Annotated in this window: 17 protein-coding genes; 9 read left to right on the top strand and 8 right to left on the bottom strand. The window is 59.4% G+C overall.

Annotated features, from left to right (window positions below):
* The first annotated feature begins 14 nt into the window (after window positions 1–14).
* From AABM52_RS04690 to AABM52_RS04730, 9 genes are all read left to right on the top strand, one after another.
* Window positions 15–1295, top strand: coding sequence for a biotin carboxylase (locus tag AABM52_RS04690; RefSeq protein WP_347910726.1), 1281 nt, complete (start codon window positions 15–17; stop codon window positions 1293–1295).
* A gap of 49 nt (window positions 1296–1344) precedes the next feature.
* The gene (locus AABM52_RS04695; protein ID WP_347910727.1) at window positions 1345–1839 is read left to right on the top strand and encodes a RidA family protein; all 495 of its coding nucleotides are present in this window, start codon (window positions 1345–1347) and stop codon (window positions 1837–1839) included.
* 82 nt (window positions 1840–1921) lie between these two features.
* The gene (locus tag AABM52_RS04700; RefSeq protein WP_347910728.1) at window positions 1922–2407 is read left to right on the top strand and encodes a cupin domain-containing protein; all 486 of its coding nucleotides are present in this window, start codon (window positions 1922–1924) and stop codon (window positions 2405–2407) included.
* A gap of 242 nt (window positions 2408–2649) precedes the next feature.
* Window positions 2650–3294, top strand: a complete 645-nt coding sequence (gene yfcF, locus AABM52_RS04705; protein ID WP_347910729.1) for a glutathione transferase — start codon at window positions 2650–2652, stop codon at window positions 3292–3294.
* Between the two features lie 32 nt (window positions 3295–3326).
* Entirely contained in the window at window positions 3327–4667 is a 1341-nt protein-coding gene (locus AABM52_RS04710) for a lysine 2,3-aminomutase (protein ID WP_347910730.1), read from the top strand.
* A 31-nt stretch (window positions 4668–4698) separates the two neighbouring features.
* Window positions 4699–5574 (top strand): branched-chain amino acid aminotransferase, encoded by an 876-nt coding sequence (locus AABM52_RS04715; RefSeq protein WP_347910731.1) that lies wholly within the window; start codon window positions 4699–4701, stop codon window positions 5572–5574.
* An 18-nt stretch (window positions 5575–5592) separates the two neighbouring features.
* The gene (locus AABM52_RS04720; protein ID WP_347910732.1) at window positions 5593–6351 is read left to right on the top strand and encodes a TauD/TfdA family dioxygenase; all 759 of its coding nucleotides are present in this window, start codon (window positions 5593–5595) and stop codon (window positions 6349–6351) included.
* Between the two features lie 67 nt (window positions 6352–6418).
* Entirely contained in the window at window positions 6419–7378 is a 960-nt protein-coding gene (locus tag AABM52_RS04725) for a diiron oxygenase (protein ID WP_347910733.1), read from the top strand.
* A 14-nt stretch (window positions 7379–7392) separates the two neighbouring features.
* Window positions 7393–8193 (top strand): N-acyl homoserine lactonase family protein, encoded by an 801-nt coding sequence (locus AABM52_RS04730; protein ID WP_347910734.1) that lies wholly within the window; start codon window positions 7393–7395, stop codon window positions 8191–8193.
* Window positions 8194–8202: 9 nt separating this feature from the next.
* Here AABM52_RS04730 and AABM52_RS04735 read toward each other — a convergent pair whose 3' ends face one another.
* The 8 genes from AABM52_RS04735 to AABM52_RS04770 all read right to left on the bottom strand — a co-directional run bounded on the left by AABM52_RS04735 (window position 8203) and on the right by AABM52_RS04770 (window position 17538).
* Window positions 8203–9633: a PLP-dependent aminotransferase family protein gene (locus tag AABM52_RS04735; protein ID WP_347910735.1), complete on the bottom strand. Its 1431-nt coding sequence runs from the start codon at window positions 9631–9633 to the stop codon at window positions 8203–8205.
* A gap of 217 nt (window positions 9634–9850) precedes the next feature.
* Window positions 9851–10555, bottom strand: coding sequence for a hypothetical protein (locus tag AABM52_RS04740; protein WP_347910736.1), 705 nt, complete (start codon window positions 10553–10555; stop codon window positions 9851–9853).
* 304 nt (window positions 10556–10859) lie between these two features.
* Window positions 10860–12167: a hypothetical protein gene (locus AABM52_RS04745; protein ID WP_347910737.1), complete on the bottom strand. Its 1308-nt coding sequence runs from the start codon at window positions 12165–12167 to the stop codon at window positions 10860–10862.
* A 155-nt stretch (window positions 12168–12322) separates the two neighbouring features.
* Window positions 12323–13150, bottom strand: a complete 828-nt coding sequence (locus AABM52_RS04750) for an ABC transporter permease (RefSeq protein WP_347910738.1) — start codon at window positions 13148–13150, stop codon at window positions 12323–12325.
* A gap of 7 nt (window positions 13151–13157) precedes the next feature.
* Window positions 13158–14030, bottom strand: coding sequence for an ABC transporter permease (locus AABM52_RS04755; protein ID WP_347910739.1), 873 nt, complete (start codon window positions 14028–14030; stop codon window positions 13158–13160).
* Between the two features lie 10 nt (window positions 14031–14040).
* On the bottom strand, window positions 14041–15153 hold the full coding sequence (locus AABM52_RS04760; protein WP_347910740.1) for an ABC transporter substrate-binding protein: 1113 nt from the start codon (window positions 15151–15153) through the stop codon (window positions 14041–14043).
* 88 nt (window positions 15154–15241) lie between these two features.
* Window positions 15242–16333, bottom strand: a complete 1092-nt coding sequence (locus AABM52_RS04765; protein WP_347910741.1) for an ABC transporter ATP-binding protein — start codon at window positions 16331–16333, stop codon at window positions 15242–15244.
* A gap of 299 nt (window positions 16334–16632) precedes the next feature.
* Window positions 16633–17538: a LysR substrate-binding domain-containing protein gene (locus AABM52_RS04770; RefSeq protein WP_046040217.1), complete on the bottom strand. Its 906-nt coding sequence runs from the start codon at window positions 17536–17538 to the stop codon at window positions 16633–16635.
* Window positions 17539–17640: the final 102 nt, after the last annotated feature.

Below are 17640 nucleotides of genomic sequence, written 5' to 3' on the forward strand. Positions count from 1 at the left end.
AGGTCGGGGGCATTATGAATACGACTTCATGCGTAGTAGTGGTCGGTTACAACGGTAATCGGGTTCACGACATCCAGAAACTGCGCTTGCTGTGCAAGTCGCTCTACAACGCCAGGCTCATCCTGCTGGTTGAGAAAATCCAGCCCCATGACGACCAGGTGGCCGATCACGTCTGCAGCACTTCACTGGCCGAAGACGATGTGGCGACGTCCCTTGAGCTGATAGTGGGGTGCCTGAATGCCGACAGCTGGAAGCTGATCGGCGTACTGCCGTTCTCCGATCGCGGCGTGCTGCTCGGTGCAGCGCTGGCCACTCACTTCGGCCTGCCGGGCATTACCCCAGGCGAAGCGCGGGCGGGCCTGGACAAGCAGATTTTCCGCCAGCTCGAAGCGGCGGCCAGCACCGCCCCCGAAGAATACCGGCCAGTGTTTTCCGCACGGGTCGAAAGCCTGTCGGAACTGCGTCAGCGCGTCGTCGAACTGGGTGGCAAGGCCTTCATCAAACCGGCTTGCGAGGGTGCGAGCAGAGGTTGTCGCGTCATCCATCACCCTTCGGAATGCGATGACGCCTGGCTCGCCCTGAAGCCTTACCGCGAAGGCGGCATCGTCCTTGAAGAACTGGTGCAGAACGCCCGGGAATACAGCTGGGACTGTGTGGCCGGCAGCACTTGGCTGACTGAAAAGACCACCACCGAAGGCGCCTACCGCGCAGAGATCCAGCAAGTCGTGCCCGCACCGCTTGCGGCTGAGGTACAGGCGCGTTTGATGGCAGCGGGTCGGCATATGTCGGGCCTGGTGTCCCGGGACAACGGCGCCTGGCACAACGAAGTGTTCCTGCGCAGCGACAACCTGACCTCGGCCGTGGAGACCAACATGCGCCCCGGCGGCATGCACATCTGGGACCTGGCCAAACGCGCCTTCGTCAATTTCGACCCATGGGAACGCTGGGTTCGCTGGGCGGTGGAAGGCAAGACCGAGCAGCACGAGCCAGTGGCCCGCGGCTACTGCGGCATACGCCTGCTCAGGGCACCGGCCGGCGGCATCCTGCGCGCAACGCCTGACATCGAGGCCCTGGCCCGCGCTCTGCGTATCGACCTGGTGGAAGGCCAGTACGCCAAGCGTGTCGGTGACTCGGTCAGCGCGCAGATCAAGGACAACTTCTCATTCATCGGCCACATCGTGCTGTTTAACGAACACTACGGGCAACTGAGCAACGACCTGTTGCGGCTGGCCGAGGTGATTGAGTCACGCATCGAGGTGACTTGCCTGGCACCGGCCACCCGCGCCGTGTGTTGAGCCGGCAAGCACCCGTTTTTTTGCATTACTGATCAAGAGGGTTCGATCAATGATCCAGCACATGACCTGCGATGAACGCTTCATCGCCCTGGCCAAAGAGTTTGGTTATGACATCTACGGCGAAAACACCGCTGGCGGCCACTACGCGCCGCTGATCCGTCATCACGATGAGCTGTACATCAGCGGCCTGGTGCCGCGCATGAACGGCAAGATCCACTACCCCGGCCGCGTCGGGCTGGATCTCAGCATGGCCGATGCGCAAGCGGCCGCCAGCATCAGCGCGATGCGCGGGCTGGCGTTGATCGTCGATGCCATTGGTTCGCTGGACAAGATCAAGTCATTGATCCGGGTCACGGTCTATGTGAAGTCCACTGCGGACTTTGTCGATTTGAGCGAAGTGGCCAACGGCGCCTCGGATGTGTTCAGCCATGTGCTGGGCGACGCCGGTAAACATACCCGCACCACGGTGGGTGTTTATCAGTTACCCAAGAGTGCCGCGATAGAAGTGGACATGATCGCTGCCTTGCGCCCATCGGTTTTGTAAGTTGTTTCCGACTTTACAGCGCTGAACCCTTAACTTAAGGTTTAGCGCTGAAGTATTGGGAATAACAAGAAAGGACGTGCGAATGGATAACTTTCAAGGTGCGTTTTTTTCATATAAGGATTTTCGCCAGAGCCTGCACCATCGAACGCCAGGCCCCAAGGTATGGAAAGGCACTGAACTGGCGGGTATGCGTCAGACCCTTGAAGCCAGCGACGTTGATATTGTCGCATTGGCTCACGACAAGAGCATTGAAGGCTGTGAGGTGACGCCTGGCATGGCGATCGCCATGCAATGGCTGAACCCCGGTGTGACGCTCAACGGCCATGCCCATTCCTGGTGGCATCTGTTTGTCATCCAGTGCGGCAGTGGCGTGTTGACCCTCGGCGATGCCGACGGGGTCAACGTCAGCAATGGCGATGTGCTGCTGGTACCGGCGTGGACCCGGCACGGCTTCGTCAACACCAGTAGACACGAGCCTTTGGCGATGCTGAACATGAGCAACATGCCGCAGATGGCATTGCTTTCGAATTTTGCCGACAGCCATGGCCTGATCACCACCCAGCCGTAATTTCCCAGCGCATCAACCCAGGGAGCCCACCTTCGTCGGCTCCCTTTTTTGTTTTTCAGACCTGTCCCGATATCGCCGGTTTCAGCGTTTTTGCCGGGATTTCGGCTGCGTGTCTGTCGGTGGAAAACAACTTTCTGTATCGATTGAAACGGGCAAATTCTGTATCTATTCAGCCTCAATTCAACTAACTACGATCACTTCCAATGCACGTCAATCCCTGCAGTTGGTCAATGGAGTGTTCTATGGAAAACAGGAAGCTGAAACTGTATGTCGGCGCCGATTATGTCAGTGCTTTTGCGATGTCTGCTTTTGTTGCGCTCAAGGAAAAGCAACTTTCATTTGAACTTGTTGCTGTTGATCTGAAAGCACGAGAAAACTATCTGGCGAGTTATCGCGATCTTTCGCTGACATGCAAAATCCCAACGTTAGTTCACGAAGGTTTTGCCTTGTCGGAGTCATCGGCGATTGCCGAATACCTCGATGAACTCACCCCAGGGCATAAAAAACTCTATCCACAGGACCTCCAGCAGCGTGCCCGTGCCCGCCAATTGCAGGCCTGGTTGCGCAGTGACTTGCTGGTGGTGCGCAAGGAGCGTCCGTTTGACCTGGTGTACTTCGGCAAGAAAAACACCGCACTGTCCGACGAGGCCCAAACCGCCGTCGCGCGCCTGTTCTTTGTCGCCGGGCATTTGCTGGAGGAGGGCGCCGAGCATCTGTTTGGTGACTGGAGCATTGCCGACACGGACCTTGCAATCATGCTCAACCGACTGGTTGCCAACGGCGATCCGGTACCGGCGCGGCTCGCGGCGTATGTGCGCCGCCAGTGGGATCGCGACAGCGTCCGGGCGTGGATGGACATAGAGCGCAAAGCGCCGGCCATCGCGTAACAACACTCAGGGCAATCACCAGGAGCGCGGCCATGCAAGGACTGTCGGAGCACGAACGCTACAAACCCTACAACTCACGCACCATCCGCGACTCACCCTACTGGCACAAGCTGACGCCGGCGTTGCAGGAGGCCATGACCGTGGTGGCGCGGGTCATGCCGTTTCGCACCAATGAATACGTGCTGGGCACGCTGATCGACTGGAACAACATTCCGGACGACCCTGTTTTTCGCATGACCTTTCCCCACAAGGACATGTTGCTGGCGGAGGAATATGCCTCGCTCAAGCAACTGATCGAGCTGGATGACAGCGCGGCGATCAAGCGTCGGATCGAGGCGATCTGGCGGCGCATGAACCCGCATCCGGCCGGGCAGTTGACCCACAACGGAGTCACCCTCAACGGCAAAGTCCTGCCGGGCATCCAGCACAAGTACCGCGAGACCGTGCTGTTTTTCCCCGGTGCCGGTCAGACCTGTCACGCGTACTGCACCTTCTGTTTCCGCTGGGCGCAGTTCATCGGCGAAGAAGAACTCAAGTTCAACGCCCGCGAGTCCCAGGAGCTGGTCAGTTACCTGAGGGTGCACAGCGAAGTGACCGACGTGCTGATTACCGGCGGCGACCCGATGATCATGAACACCCGCTCCCTGGCCGGTTACATCGAGCCGCTGCTGGCGTTGCCACACCTGAAGAACATCCGCATCGGCACCAAGTCCGTGGCGTACTGGCCGCAGCGTTTTGTCAGCGACAAGGATGCACCTGAGCTGCTGGAGCTGTTCCAGCGCATCGTCGCGGCGGGGAAAAACCTGTCGATCATGGGCCACTACAACCACCCGGTGGAGATCCGCCAGACCATTGCCCGCCAGGCCATCGAGCGCATTCGCTCGACAGGCGCGACGGTGCGCATGCAGGCGCCGCTGATCCGCCACATCAACGAAAACCCCGCCGATTGGGCCGCGCTGTGGACCGAAGGGGTGCGGCTCGGGGCCGTGCCTTATTACATGTTCGTCGAGCGTGACACTGGCCCCAGCCACTACTTCGCGATGCCGCTGGCCCGGGCTTTCGAGATCTTCCAGGCGGCGTACCGCACGGTGTCGGGGCTGGCGCGCACAGTGCGCGGGCCGTCCATGAGCACCTTCTACGGCAAGGTGTTGATCAACGGCATCGAGACCGTCGCCGGGGAAAAGGTCTTCGTCTTGCAGTTCCTCCAGGCACGCGATCCGCAATGGGTGTTGCGCACGTTCTACGCGCGCTTCGATCCGCAAGTGACCTGGTTCGATGACCTGCAACCGGCCTTCGGCGAGCGTGCGTTCTTCTTTCAGACCGAGCTCACTGCCGTGCCGGAATTGATACCCGTGTTGCTGGAAACGGCGTAGGAAAATTCATGAACAATGGGGAGATATGGATATGAGCAGTATCCCGTTTGATCAACGAGAGGGCGTTATCTGGCTCGACGGCGAGTTCGTCGAGTGGTCCCGGGCGCAGTTGCATGTACTGACCCATGGCCTGCATTACGCGAGCACCGTGTACGAAGGCGAGCGGGTCTACAACGGCAGGATCTTCAAGCTGCGCGAACACAGCGAGCGCTTGTATCGCTCGGCGCAACTGATGGACTTTGCCATCCCTTATGAGCTGGCTGAACTGGAGGCGGCGAGCCATGAACTGCTGCAACGCAACAAGGTCGTCGACGGCTACCTGCGCCCGGTGGCCTGGCGCGGCAGCGAGATGATTTCCACCTCGGCGCGTTTCAACCGTGTGCACGTGGCCATCGCGTGCTGGCAGTGGCCGAGCTATTTCGACCCGGCCGCGCGCATGTTCGGCATCCGCTTGAAAACCGCGACCTGGCGTCGTCCACCACCGAGCAGCAGCCCGTTCCAAGCCAAGGCCTCCGGGCATTACCAGATCGCCACGCTGAGCAAGCACGACGCCGAGAACACGGGTTACCACGATGCGCTGATGCTCGACTGGCGCGGCCACGTGGCCGAAGCCACCAGCGCCAATGTGTTCTTCGTCAAAGGCCGGACGCTGCACACGCCGCTGCCGGATTGTTTCCTCAACGGCATCACCCGCCAGACCGTGATCGAACTGGCCAGGGCGCTGGACTACCAGGTCGTCGAACGCACGATTTTGCCTACGGAACTTGGCGACTTCGACGAGTGTTTTCTTACCGGCACCGCCGCCGAAATCACCCCGGTGCAGAGCATCGATGAACAGCACTACCGACCGGGCGACGCCTGCCGCGACTTCATCGCCGCGTACACCTCAACCGTCAACGCCGGATAACCCGTCAGGAATCTCATCATGTCAGACCAAGGGATTGTTGCGTCTCAACCTTGCATTTCGCTCGGCCATCGTCATGAAGAGCTGTCGACGTTGGGCTGGTCGGTGCTGACCCCGGAGGAATTTGCCGATGATGTCGTAGGCACCTTGCGCGAGTTCGGCCCGATCATTCCGCAGTTCAACGGCCAGATGGCCTTTCCCATTACCCGCAAGCCGGGTTACGAAGACTTGCCGTATTCCCAGAGCATGAACGGCATCGGCCCGCACACTGAAGCGCCGGTGTACGGACCGCCGCCGCGCTACCTGGCGTTGCATTGCCATAAACAGGCCACGTGCGGTGGCGGGCACACCGGTTTGGTGGACGGTTACGAATTTCTCAAGTCCCTGGAACGCAGTGAACCAGAACTGCGTGAGTGGCTGGATGACACGCCGGTAGAATTTGTCGCCACCGCCAAACCGGGTGAGCCGGGACAGCGGCGGGTCAAGGAATACATCCTCACGCCTACGGAAGACGGGGATATTTTCCGCTTCAGCTACAACCAGTTTCACTACGGCGACGTGAACCCGTCCAAGGACGCGTTGCAGCAATCACTGGTGACCAACAGCACCTTGCCGCTGGCCAGGTTTGCCGTGCTCGGCGAAGCGTACTTCGTCGAGCACAACGTTCCGGTGCTGATTCCCGACGGATGCCTGCTGATTTGGGACAACTGGCGAATGATCCACGCCCGCAGTCGTTACACTGACCCGGCGCGCAACCTGACCCGCTATTGGCTGGCCTGATTTTTCCGGCGCCCTTCATTCTTTTGGCGTACCCCTTGGCGGGTACGCGTCTTACAGGTATCGCGTCATGCAGACAGCAATCGAGATCGCCCAGGTCGATCATCAACTGATCGTGCGGCTCAACCAGGCGTGGACCAAACGGGCCACCGTGTGTTCGCCGGAGAGAGGCGTCGTCAACGAGGCATTCGACCCGGCGCGCCCGGATTATCCGGAGTGCATGGTGCCGTTTTTCCACCACCCGAAATTCCAGGCCTTGAGCGACGAGCTCAAGAGCAGCGTGGTGACCTGGGGCTGGATCGGCTACAACCTGCGCACCGTCACCGCCGAGGAGCATGTGGTCAATCCGGCGCTGAGCGTCATCGCCAATCAGTACCTGGGCAAGGATGACTGGCATTTTCGCGAGGCCATGCAACAGACCCTGATCGACGAGCACTACCACACGCTGATGCACCTGCGCGCCATCGAGCGGACCAAGCTGGATCGGGCGCTGGATCAGGACCTGGACTTGCCACCCTCCGTCACCTACCTGCGCCTGAAAGCCCTGCGTGAAGCACTGCCTGAGCAATGGCAGCGGGATCTGGCGGCGATCACCTTTGCAGTGGTGGCCGAGATCAGCGTCAACGCCTATCTGGACCTGCTGGCGGACGACCAGACCATCCAGCCGCAGAACCGCCGAGTGGCCGAGCTGCACAACCGTGACGAATACGCCCACAGCAAGGTGCTGGCCGAAGTGTCCAAGGTCATGTACGCGAACATGCAGCCCATCCAGCGGGAATTTTTCGCACGCAACCTGTCGGTGGCGCTAAGTGCTTTTATCGCTCAGGACTACTCAATGTGGGAGGCGATTCTGACGCAGCTTGGGGTCGAGGAGGCGGCGCTGATTATTGCCGACACCCGCGAGAGCAACAAGAACGCGACCATCATGCGCGACTACAGCGGCCTGCATAAGCTGGCCCAGGACCTGGGCATCAGCGACCAGATCGATTTCGATTTCCGTCCGACCCTCAAAACCACGGCAGTCGCCTGAACCCGGAGGTGTCCATGTCTGCTCCTGTGTACGAAGTGTTCGCTATTCGTGTCGGCGCAAATGCCCAGCGCACCGCCAGGGAGAATTTTCTCTACGACGCCTGCTGCGGTGATCCGAATGCGCCGATGCCGCTGGACTACTACTTCTGGGTCATCCGCAACGAGCAACAGGTGATCGTGGTCGACACCTGTTTTCAGCCGGCCACGGCGGACCGGCGCAATCGTCAGATGTATCGCCTGCCGGAAGAATCCCTGCGGCAACTGGACATCGATCCGGCGCAGGTCGAGCACCTGATCCTTACCCACTTGCACTGGGATCATGCCGGCAACCTCGGGCTGTTCCCGAAGGCGACCGTGCATCTGCAGGAAGCGGAACTGCGTTTCTGCACCGGGCCGAAAATGGCCCATCGCACGGTGAATAAAACCTACGAGGTCGAGGACGTGATGTCGGCGCTGCCACCGCTGTTCGAAGGGCGGATGCGTTTGCACAATGGTGTTGTCGAGGTGCTTCCCGGCGTGACCCTTCACCCGGTGGGCGGGCATACGCCGGGCAGCCAGGTGGTGCGGGTAGCGACCGAGCGCGGCTGGATTGTGCTGGCCTCGGACGCCGCGCACCTGTGGGTCAACATTCGTGAGCGCAGCCCGTTTCCGATTCTCGATGACCTGGCGCAAACCCTCGAAGCGTTCACCGAGATCGACCGCCTGGCCGACAGCGAAGACCACGTCATCCCTGGCCACGACCCGCTGATCGCCGAGCGCTTCCCGCACTGGAATGACGACCCGCATATCATTTGCCTGCACCAGAACCCGCTCTGAAGATCACCTTCAACCCTGATGTTGGAGCAGGCGGCCCAAGGTCTGCACTGCTTCATCAATCCGCGGCGAATACGGCGCCCCACAGCCAATACGCACAAAGTGATCGAAGCGCCTGGCATTGGAAAAGATATCCCCAGGCGAAATCTGGATGCCGGCCTTCAGCGCGTCGTGAAAAAACGTCATCGATGAATGCCGGCGAGGCAGTTCCACCCATAACAGCGTGCCGCCCTGGGGGTTGGTCACGTGGGTGCCGAGGGGGAAGTGGCGAATAATCGCCTCGCTCATCTGTTGACGTTGTTGGGTCAGGGTTTTCCTCAACCGCCGCAGGTAACGCTCGTAGGACGGTGTACGCATGAATTCACTGGCTGCCAGTTGCGATAGCACCTCGCACCCCCGCGACTGCGCATGCTTGAGCATCTCCACGCGGTCGTGCCATTTGCCGGCGCTGATCCAGCCCAGGCGCATGCCCGGTGCCAGGGTTTTGTTCAGCGAGGCGCAATAGATCACGTTGTCAGTGCGGTCCCAATGCTTGAGCGTGGACAGCGGTTGCTCGCTGTCCACCAGGTCACCGTAGGTGTCGTCCTCGATCAGTACGGTGTCATGCTCGGCGCACAGTTTCACCAGCCGCGCCTTGTTGGCGTCGGGCATGATGCTGCCCAGCGGGTTTTGCAGGTTGGGAATGACGATCAGTGCCTTGACCCGTTCGGTGCCTTGCAGCAGTCGTTGCAGGGCCTGCAGATTGAGCCCGGTGTGGGCCGAGGCCGGCACCTCCAGCACGCGCAGGTTCAGGCTTTCGAGAATCTGCAGCAGACCGTAGAAGGTCGGCGACTCCACGGCCACGGTGTCGCCGGGGCGGGTGACTGCGCGCAAGGCCAGGTTGATCGCTTCGGTGGCGCCGTTGGTGATCACGATCCGCTCGGGGGCCAGGTGAGTCTTGCTGGCCAGAGCCCGTCGGGCCAGGAGGTTGCGCAAATCGCTGTTGCCACAGGTGCCGCCCGCGGTGCCAAACAGGCAGGCGTCGTAGCGCAGCGCCTTGATCATGTGGTCTTGCAAGGTCTTGAGCGGATAAAGCTGCGGCGCGCAGTAGGCGCTGGCGAAGTTGACCTTGATCGTCGCGCGCTGACTGGCCTTGAGCACCGCGCAGACCTGTTCATGAATGCCGACATACGCGCGGGTATCCAGCGCTGGCGCCAGGGCAATCGGGGCGGGCCTGGGCAGGGTGTCGGGCTGGCGAATGTAGTTGCCGGAACGCGGCCGGGCTTCCAGCACACCGCAGTCTTCCAGTTCCCGGCACACCTGCACGGCGGTCGACAGGCTGACGGCGTGTTTTTCCATCATCAACCGGATCGAGGGCAGGCGTTCACCGGTTTTCAGGGTGCCGCTGCGGATAGCGTCCAGGTAGTGGTTGGCCAGCTGGCGATACAAGGGGGGCGTGTTCATGATGACCTCGGCAGTTGCACCACTGAGGTCTGGGCTGGAAAGTGAGTTGACGCTCCCCGCAGGCGGACCCGTGGTGCTCATGGGTGAAGGGAAGTGGTGTTCTGCGTCGATACTGGAAGAGTAATCGCGGTTTTGCCCGAATCACGGGCAATAAAAAGCCCCGCACTGATGGCGGGGCTTTTTAGTCAGTCGCTGAAGACCTTGTGGCGAGGGGGCCTTACTGTGCGGCGATGGAATAACCATCGAACGCAGTCTGCTGCTGCAGGGCGGTGATGATGTTCTTGCGGTTGACCGCTTGCTCGGCGCCGCTGTTGTCCAGGAACGTCTCGCTTTCCAGTTCCGCCTCTTCGCCTTCGCCAACGAAGGTGAAACCGAGGAACTCCAGGGCTTCACGGTCGACGTTCAGACGTGAGCGCGGAGTGCGCAACGGCAAGGTGACGCTCATGCCGTCCTTGCTGATGGTGAACACTTCGACTTCTTTCTTGGCCTTGGCGGCTTTGCTCTTGCCGCCGCTCGGGTTGCTGATGGCCTGGTGGGTCTGGTTCAGCACTTTCAGGGCCAGGCCGTAGACGATTTCCTGGAACGCCGGGTCGTCCTTGAAGCTGGACAGGATGCGGCTGATCGGGAATTTGCTGCTCAGGTCTTCCAGGGCGGCGATGTCGGCGGCCTCGGCGTCCTTGAGCTGCTTGAGCTGGCCCATCAGTTCGTAGGCTTTGTCATCGTCGAAGCTGTCGTGGGCCTGACGGATGGCGGCACGCAGTTCGCGGATCTGGTCGCTTTCGCGGGTGGACTGGAAAGCGTCCAGCACCATCTCGCTGATGGTTTTTGCCTGGGACACGTGTTGTGAAAGATTGATGGAGTTTTCGTATTCCGCTTTGGACGACAAGGTGACTAGGGTTTCAGCGGTATTGGAATCGGACATTGAAATTTCACTACTTCTATAACTTGAATAGGGGTGAGAAAGCCCGGGGGCTTTTTCAGGTCGCCTAATCTATTGGACCGGGGCGCGGTTGTCACGGCCCAACGGACGGGTTGGCGAAATCTTCCTGAAAAGGGATACATGCAGGGCAGGGAAAACCTGAAAAATTCGATACATCGTCTGCTAAGTACACGGATTGAGGAACACCAACGACAGTGGCGCCGATTGCTACGTATTCACTGCTGTGTAATCGGGGGCTTAATGAATCTAAAAGACATGGCCTTGGGAAGGTCATGTCCTGCACAATTTACCGAGAAGCCTTATTGCTCGGTTTTGACTCATTTGCTGCAGAATTAATGGCCTTGACAAAATACATGGATCTTCCGGAAGAGTCCGCGGCTGTATATGTCAAGCTCACGGTCTCGGCGATTTTTTGGGGCTGAGGTTGTGCAGGCGTTTCACGATACACATCATACCGAACAGCATCATTAGATTGATCCCAGCCAAAAGTTATTTTTGTTATGGTAGACCCTGTCTTTCTGAAATTGGTGGCGGGGCTGGCGGTGTATGTCGAAAGTCGCATGGCGTTTTCGCGAAAAGCTCTCGCCATATCAGCTGTAAGAGCATCCCCTCGAGGCTGTCCATTTTCATCACGAACTAACGGTGTCGAATAGTAAGGCCCGTACCATGCTCCACACATTATTGAAGTGTTGTAACCAAATCCGTAACCACTTGCTGGGTCACTAGGCGAACAGTGAAAACCGCTGGCGTTGTGTCCAATTTCATGACGAAAGACAAAGCTACCTGCATTGACAGAAGTACGTCCCGGCATATTGCCGTATCCAACAGCAGGACTACCCTCACCATTAAAGAACCCAGCTACGACATCCGGAGCGTATTGGTCAATTCCTGAAGAAAAAATAGTAAGAAGCTGATGTAAAGTTTCTTTCGAAGCTAGATAGTTTGGTTCAACTATTTGAATGCCCGCAAGTTTCATGGATACATTAGTGACTAATGAGTTACGAAGAGCTAGATTTACAGTCTCCATCTCAGCTAAAGAAAATGCATGAGGGTCTACGACCACATTAGCGTAAGCGCGAGAAAAACCTGCAAGCACCTCAATCACTCGCGGTTCATTGTCCGCTGTCGTTTTCGAGGAGGAGGGTGCCATTAACAAGTTGTCGGTGCTAATGACGCTATCTTCTACTGACGAGTCAGGATACTTCTCACGAGTAAATATACTTTTGCCATCGGCATTGACCCGTAAAATGCCCTGTTTGCCTGGAACCTCGATTATCGCTGTCAGACTCCCGTCTTTGGCGCGAACAGTAATGAGTGATCCCATGGATTTATCCGGCATTCGAAGATTTCCGCTTTCAACGGTATAACCATCAATGACCTTCGAGCCTGAGCGCTCAAATACAGCGGGCGCTATCAAGTCCGCATACAATTCTGCGGTGGTCTTGGCAGCCACATTCTCAATCACCCAACTCTTTGGTTCGATGGAATCAGGCGGCGTTGGATGTGCACATGCACCGAGTAGCACCACCACCGAAGCAGCACACAACGCGGAGGAAGCACGCCGAATAAAACGCACATCTACAGTGTCATGCATGGCCCTTCTCCCTTGAAGAACGCGATCAATGTCGTTGACTGACCTTGTTCAGGGCCACTGCAGTCACGGAGCATTGAACGCGCATTTTCGGGAGAGCGATACTGTCAATGTTGACAGGTCGACGATCTATTTTTACTTGAACATCAGGTTCCTACTTAGGGATGCAACAACTTCTGCGCGCGTTTGTCGGCCAGATGCTGAACCACCAGCCGGCCGATCAGCACCAGCAAGGTCAGGCTGATCAGCAACACCGAAATCGCCGCGACGCTCGGGTCGACGTTATCGCGCAAGCCGCTCCAGATGCGTTTGGGCAAGGTATCGACGTTGACGCTGGTAATGAACAGCGTCACCGCCACCTCTTCCCAGGACAGGGCGAAACCCAGCAGGGCGGTGGAGGCCAGGCCCAGTTTCAGGTTCGGCAAAATCACCATGAACGTGGTCTGCATCAGGCTGGCGCCGAGGTTGCGCGAGGCCAGTTCGATGCGTCGGTCGATCTGGCTCAAGGCCACCAGCATGGTCACCACGCCGTACGGCACCACCATGATCACGTGGGCAATCACCACGCCGGTCAGGGTGTCGTAGCCCATGCCCGGTGCGAAGCGGCCGAGCTTGGTCTCCATGAAGTACAGCACCAGCGCGGAAATCACCGGCGGAATCGCCATCGGCAACAGCACCAGGCCCATCAGCGCCGTGGCCCATTTGGAGCGCATGTACCAGATGCCGAGGCTGAAGCTGGCCGCCAGCAACGTGGCGATAATGCTGGTGGCAAAAGCGATGGTCAGGCTCTGGCTGATGGCGTGGAACCAGTCCGGGTTGCTCACCAGCGCCTCGTAGTGGCGCAGCGACCAGTTGCCTTCGGGCATCGACAGGAAGCGTTTGCTGGTGAACGACACGGGAATGACCGTCAGCAGCGGGAACAGCATGAAGGCCATGGCGACCACGGCCAACAGCCGGGTACTCAGGCTTGTGCGATGGGTATTCATAGTGATCTCAGCCTGCCAGTCGATTCACGCGGGTCATTTTCAACAGCACCCAGATCAGCGCGCTGACCAGGGCCAGCAACACCACACTGAGTGCAGCCCCCAGGCCCCAGTTGCTGGTCTGGAACATTTGCAGGAACACGTATTCGGCGATCATCACCGTTTGCCCACCACCCAACAGCACCGGGGTGATGAAGAAGCCCAGGCAGAACACGAAGACCATGATGAACGCGCCCAGGATCCCCGGCAGGGTCTGCGGCAGCAGCACTTGCCAGAAGGTGCGCAAGGCACCGGCACCCAGGCCCCGCGAGGCCATGAGCACACGCTGGTCCAGTTGACGCATGGTCGACAGCAGCGGGAACACCGCATAAGGGATCATCACGTGGAGCATGCCGATGACCACGCCGATTTCATTGCGGCTCAGTTGCAACGGTTGATCGATCAACCCCATGCCCATCAGCCCGTTGTTGAGCACGCCGTTGCTGCGCAGCGCGATCAACCAGCCGAAGGCCCGCACCAGCACGGAAATCCAGAACGGGATGAAGATGCAGATCTCCACCACGCGCTGCCAGAACGGCGGGCTGAACACCCAGCAGTACGCCAGCAGATAACCGATCACCAACGCCAGGCAGCTGACGGTCAGGCACAGGCGCAAGGTGCGCCAGAGCATTTCGTGGATCGCAGGGTCGGTGGCGATGCGCTGGTACTGCTCGATGCCCGGTGTCGGCAGCGAGAAGCTCCAGCCGACCACGCCGAGAAACGGCAGCACGTAGAAGACCAGCAGCAACACCGGCAGCGGAAACAGCAGCAGGCTGCGCTCCAGGCCCGGCGAGCTGAACCGGGGCTTGGGGTGGGGCAGGGTTGAGGCCAGGGTGGTAGTCATGGTCACAGGCTCACTTGGACAACCGCGTCAGATACTCTTCCAGGGCTTTGGAGTAGTTGTCGGCGTACCACTGGGCGTTGAGGGCGATCTGTTTTTTCAGGTTTTCTTCGGAGGCGCAGTTGGCTTCCAGTTGCTTGGCCGACATCAACTTTTCCGTGGCGCTGTTGGAAGGCCCGTTGCCCAGCAGTTCGAACAGCTTGAGCTGGCCTTCGGGTTGCAACGCCTGCTGGATGAACTGCATGGTCGGTTGCGTGCCGCCGGGGTTGCCGTTCAATACCGCCCAACTGCTGGAGTTGATGAAACCGTTGTCGAAGCTCCAGCGCACGCGGTTGTCGGTGTCTTCGCTGAGCAGCTTGGCGCGGGTGTGCCAGATCGCACCCACCGACACTTCGCCTTCGACCATCAGTTGCTGGCTCTCGGCCCCCGAGCTCCAGAACGACAGGACGTGAGGCTTGATCTCGTCGATCTTCTTCATCGCCCGTGGCACGTCCAGCGGGTACAGCTGATCAGGCGGAACGCCGTCGGCCAGCAGTGCCGCTTCGAGCATGCCGTTCATCCACTTGTACAGCGTGCGTTTACCGGGGAATTTCTTCACGTCCCAGAAATCGGCCCAGGTCTTGGGCCCGTTTTCGCCAAACTTTTCGCTGTCCCAGGCCATGACGTAGCTGAACTGGTAGCTGGCGATACCGAATTCGGACGACAGCGCCGGGGCCACCTGATCGCGCTTGATGGTGTTGTAGTCCAGCGGTTGCAGGATCTTTTCCCGGCCCAGCACGAGGGCGCTGTAGCTCTCGACATCGACCACGTCCCAGCTTGGTTGACCGCTGGCCAGTTGCGAGCGGATTGCGCCTTCGGTCGGGCCGGCGCCGTCGATGCGCACCTGGATGCCGGTGTTCTTGGTGAAAGTGTCCGTCCACGCCGAACGGAACGCGTTCAGGGCATCGCCACCCCAGTTGACCACCACCAGCGGCTTGTCCGCCGACCAGCTGATGCCGCTGCGCAGTGCCAAAGGCACCGCCGCCAGCAGGCCCATGGCCTGGATAAAGGTGCGACGGTTGATCTGACCGTCACGGGTCTTTTCGATAAGCACTTCAATGCAGTCTTGTTGGTGATCCTGGCGCATGGGCAAGTCCTCAAGCGGCGGGTATGGCAGCGCACACCGGCCTTTTTGTTGTCGTTGGAAGAGAGCTTTGTGACGCAGTTTTCTGGGGTCAGGCCTGCAGCAGGAAGCTTTGCTGCACCGGCCAGCTCAGCCACACCGGCGCGCCGCTGGACATCAGTGCGCCCGGGTGATTGCCGGGCACAGACAAATTGATGGGCAATGTGTCACCGCCGACCTTGAGCGCCAGATGGGTACTGGAGCCTTGGTAGACCTTATCGGTGAGTTGCGCGGGCATCACGTTGTAGCCATCACGGGTCGGGCACTCGCTGTGCAGTTCCATGTGCTCCGGGCGCACGGCCAGCACGATCGGTTCCGCGCTCAGTGCGTTCGGCGCCTGGGCGTGCAATACGCTGGTGCCGCAGCGGCCGCTGGCGGTCTGGCCGTTGCGGGCCAGGTTGTCCAGCGGGAACAGGTTCATCTTGCCCAGGAACTCGGCGACGAAACGGCTCTCGGGGCGGTTGTAGATGTTTTCCGGGGTGTCGACCTGGGTCAGCTTGCCGTGGTTGAAGATCGCGATGCGCGAGGACAGGGCCAGGGCTTCGTTCTGGTCGTGGGTGACGAACACGAAGCTGGTGCCGACCTGACGGTGGATGCGTTGCAACTCGGTTTGCAGCTGTTCGCGCAGGTTCTTGTCCAGCGCCGACAGCGGCTCGTCGAGCAGCAGCAGTTCCGGCTCGAACACCAGCGCCCGGGCAATCGCCACGCGCTGCTGCTGGCCACCGGACATCTCGGCGGGCTTCTTGTGCATGTGCGCACCGAGGCCGACCACTTCTAGGATGTGCTTGACCCGGCGATTGCGCTCTTCGGCGGGGACTTTGCGGATGCGCAGCGGGTAGGCCACGTTGTCGGCCACACTCATGTGCGGGAACAGCGCATAACCCTGGAACACCATGCCGTAGTTCCGCTTCTCGGCGGAGCGCCTGATGATGTCGACGCCTTGCTCCATCAGCTTGCCCGAAGTCGGGCTGAGGAAGCCGGCCAGTATCATCAGCAAGGTGGTCTTGCCCGAGCCGGACGGACCCAACAGGGTCAGAAATTCGCCTTGGCGAACGTCGAGGTCGACGTTATCCAGCGCCGCGAAACGGCCGTAATACTGGCTGATACCTTGAGCGCTGAGCTGGATCGCTGAACGGCTGGACACAATGAGGTTCCTCTTTTTATTGCCCATATGACGTACGAGGACGGATGTGAATCCGAAATGGGCTTTGGGCTCATTATTGTTAAAAGTATCGCTACATCAATGGAAATATTTTGCCCATATTGGTTAGTTTTATTGAACAAATCCACGGCGTGTTCTGCCCTGACCCAATGTCGCGGAATAGGGCTCTACCCTGTAGGAGCGAGCCTGCTCGCGATTGGGCCATCACATTCAACAATGATGTTGCCTGACACACCGCCATCGCGAGCAGGCTCGCTCCTACAGAGGATTTGCTGTGGGTTTTAGAGGGTGTCCTGCCAGGTCTGGCGAGACGATTGCAGCTGCGTCTTGACCCAGTTGCTGAAGGCCTGGACCACCGCGCGGTCAGCCTTTTGCGGGTCGGTGGCCAGGTAATAACCGCGGTGCAGATCGATGCCGATGTCGAACGGCCGCACCAGCAACCCCTTGGACAAGGCATCGCCGCTGATCAGGTTGTCGCCGATGGCGATGCCCTGGCCGGCAATGCAGGCGGACTGTGCGCAGTGGGCATCGGAGAACAGGATGCCGCTCAGCGCATTGACCCCCGAAGCGCCGGCGGCGGTCAGCCAGATGCGCCAGTCCGAGTAGTCGGTCATGTGCAGCAAGGGGTAAGTGCTGAGCTCCTGCGGGTTTTTCAGTCCGCCCAGGGCGTTGATCAGGCGTGGGCTGCACACCGGGAAGAAGCGCAAAGCCACAATCTCTTCAACATTCATTTCCGGCCAGTCGCCAATCCCGTAGGCGATGAACAGGTCGACGTTGGGGTTGTTGGTGTCGTCCGGCGTGCGCGGGGAAATCAGCTGCAACTGCACTTGCGGGTACTGCCGCAAAAACGCACCGATGTGGTGGCACAGCCAATAGGTGGCGAACCCCGGCGCGCAGCTGACGCACAGCCGGCCGGAGATTTCCTGATCGTCGATCAACTGCCCGGCATCGAGCAGATTCAGCAGAATCCCGTGCACCTCCCGTGCATAACGCTCGCCCTGGTACGTCAGGCCAATGCCACGGCCGATCCGTTCGGTCAGGGCGAAGCCGACACATTCCTCCAGCTTGCTGATCTGGTGGCTGATGGCGCTGCGGGTCAGGTTCAGTTCACGGGCCGCGACCGACACGCTGCCTGTGCGGGCAACCGCATCCAGCGCACGAAGGGCTGTCATCGAAGGAAATCGCATAAATCATCCCGTTCAAAGGTGGAAGAAAGGCCTGCAGACACCGATCACCGGTGGCTTCCCATATGGTGAGGTAAATCGAACAGTCAGGCCAAAAAAAATCGA

Origin of the sequence: Pseudomonas grandcourensis (genome assembly GCF_039909015.1) — a bacterium.
In the GTDB taxonomy this organism is placed as follows: domain Bacteria; phylum Pseudomonadota; class Gammaproteobacteria; order Pseudomonadales; family Pseudomonadaceae; genus Aquipseudomonas; species Aquipseudomonas grandcourensis.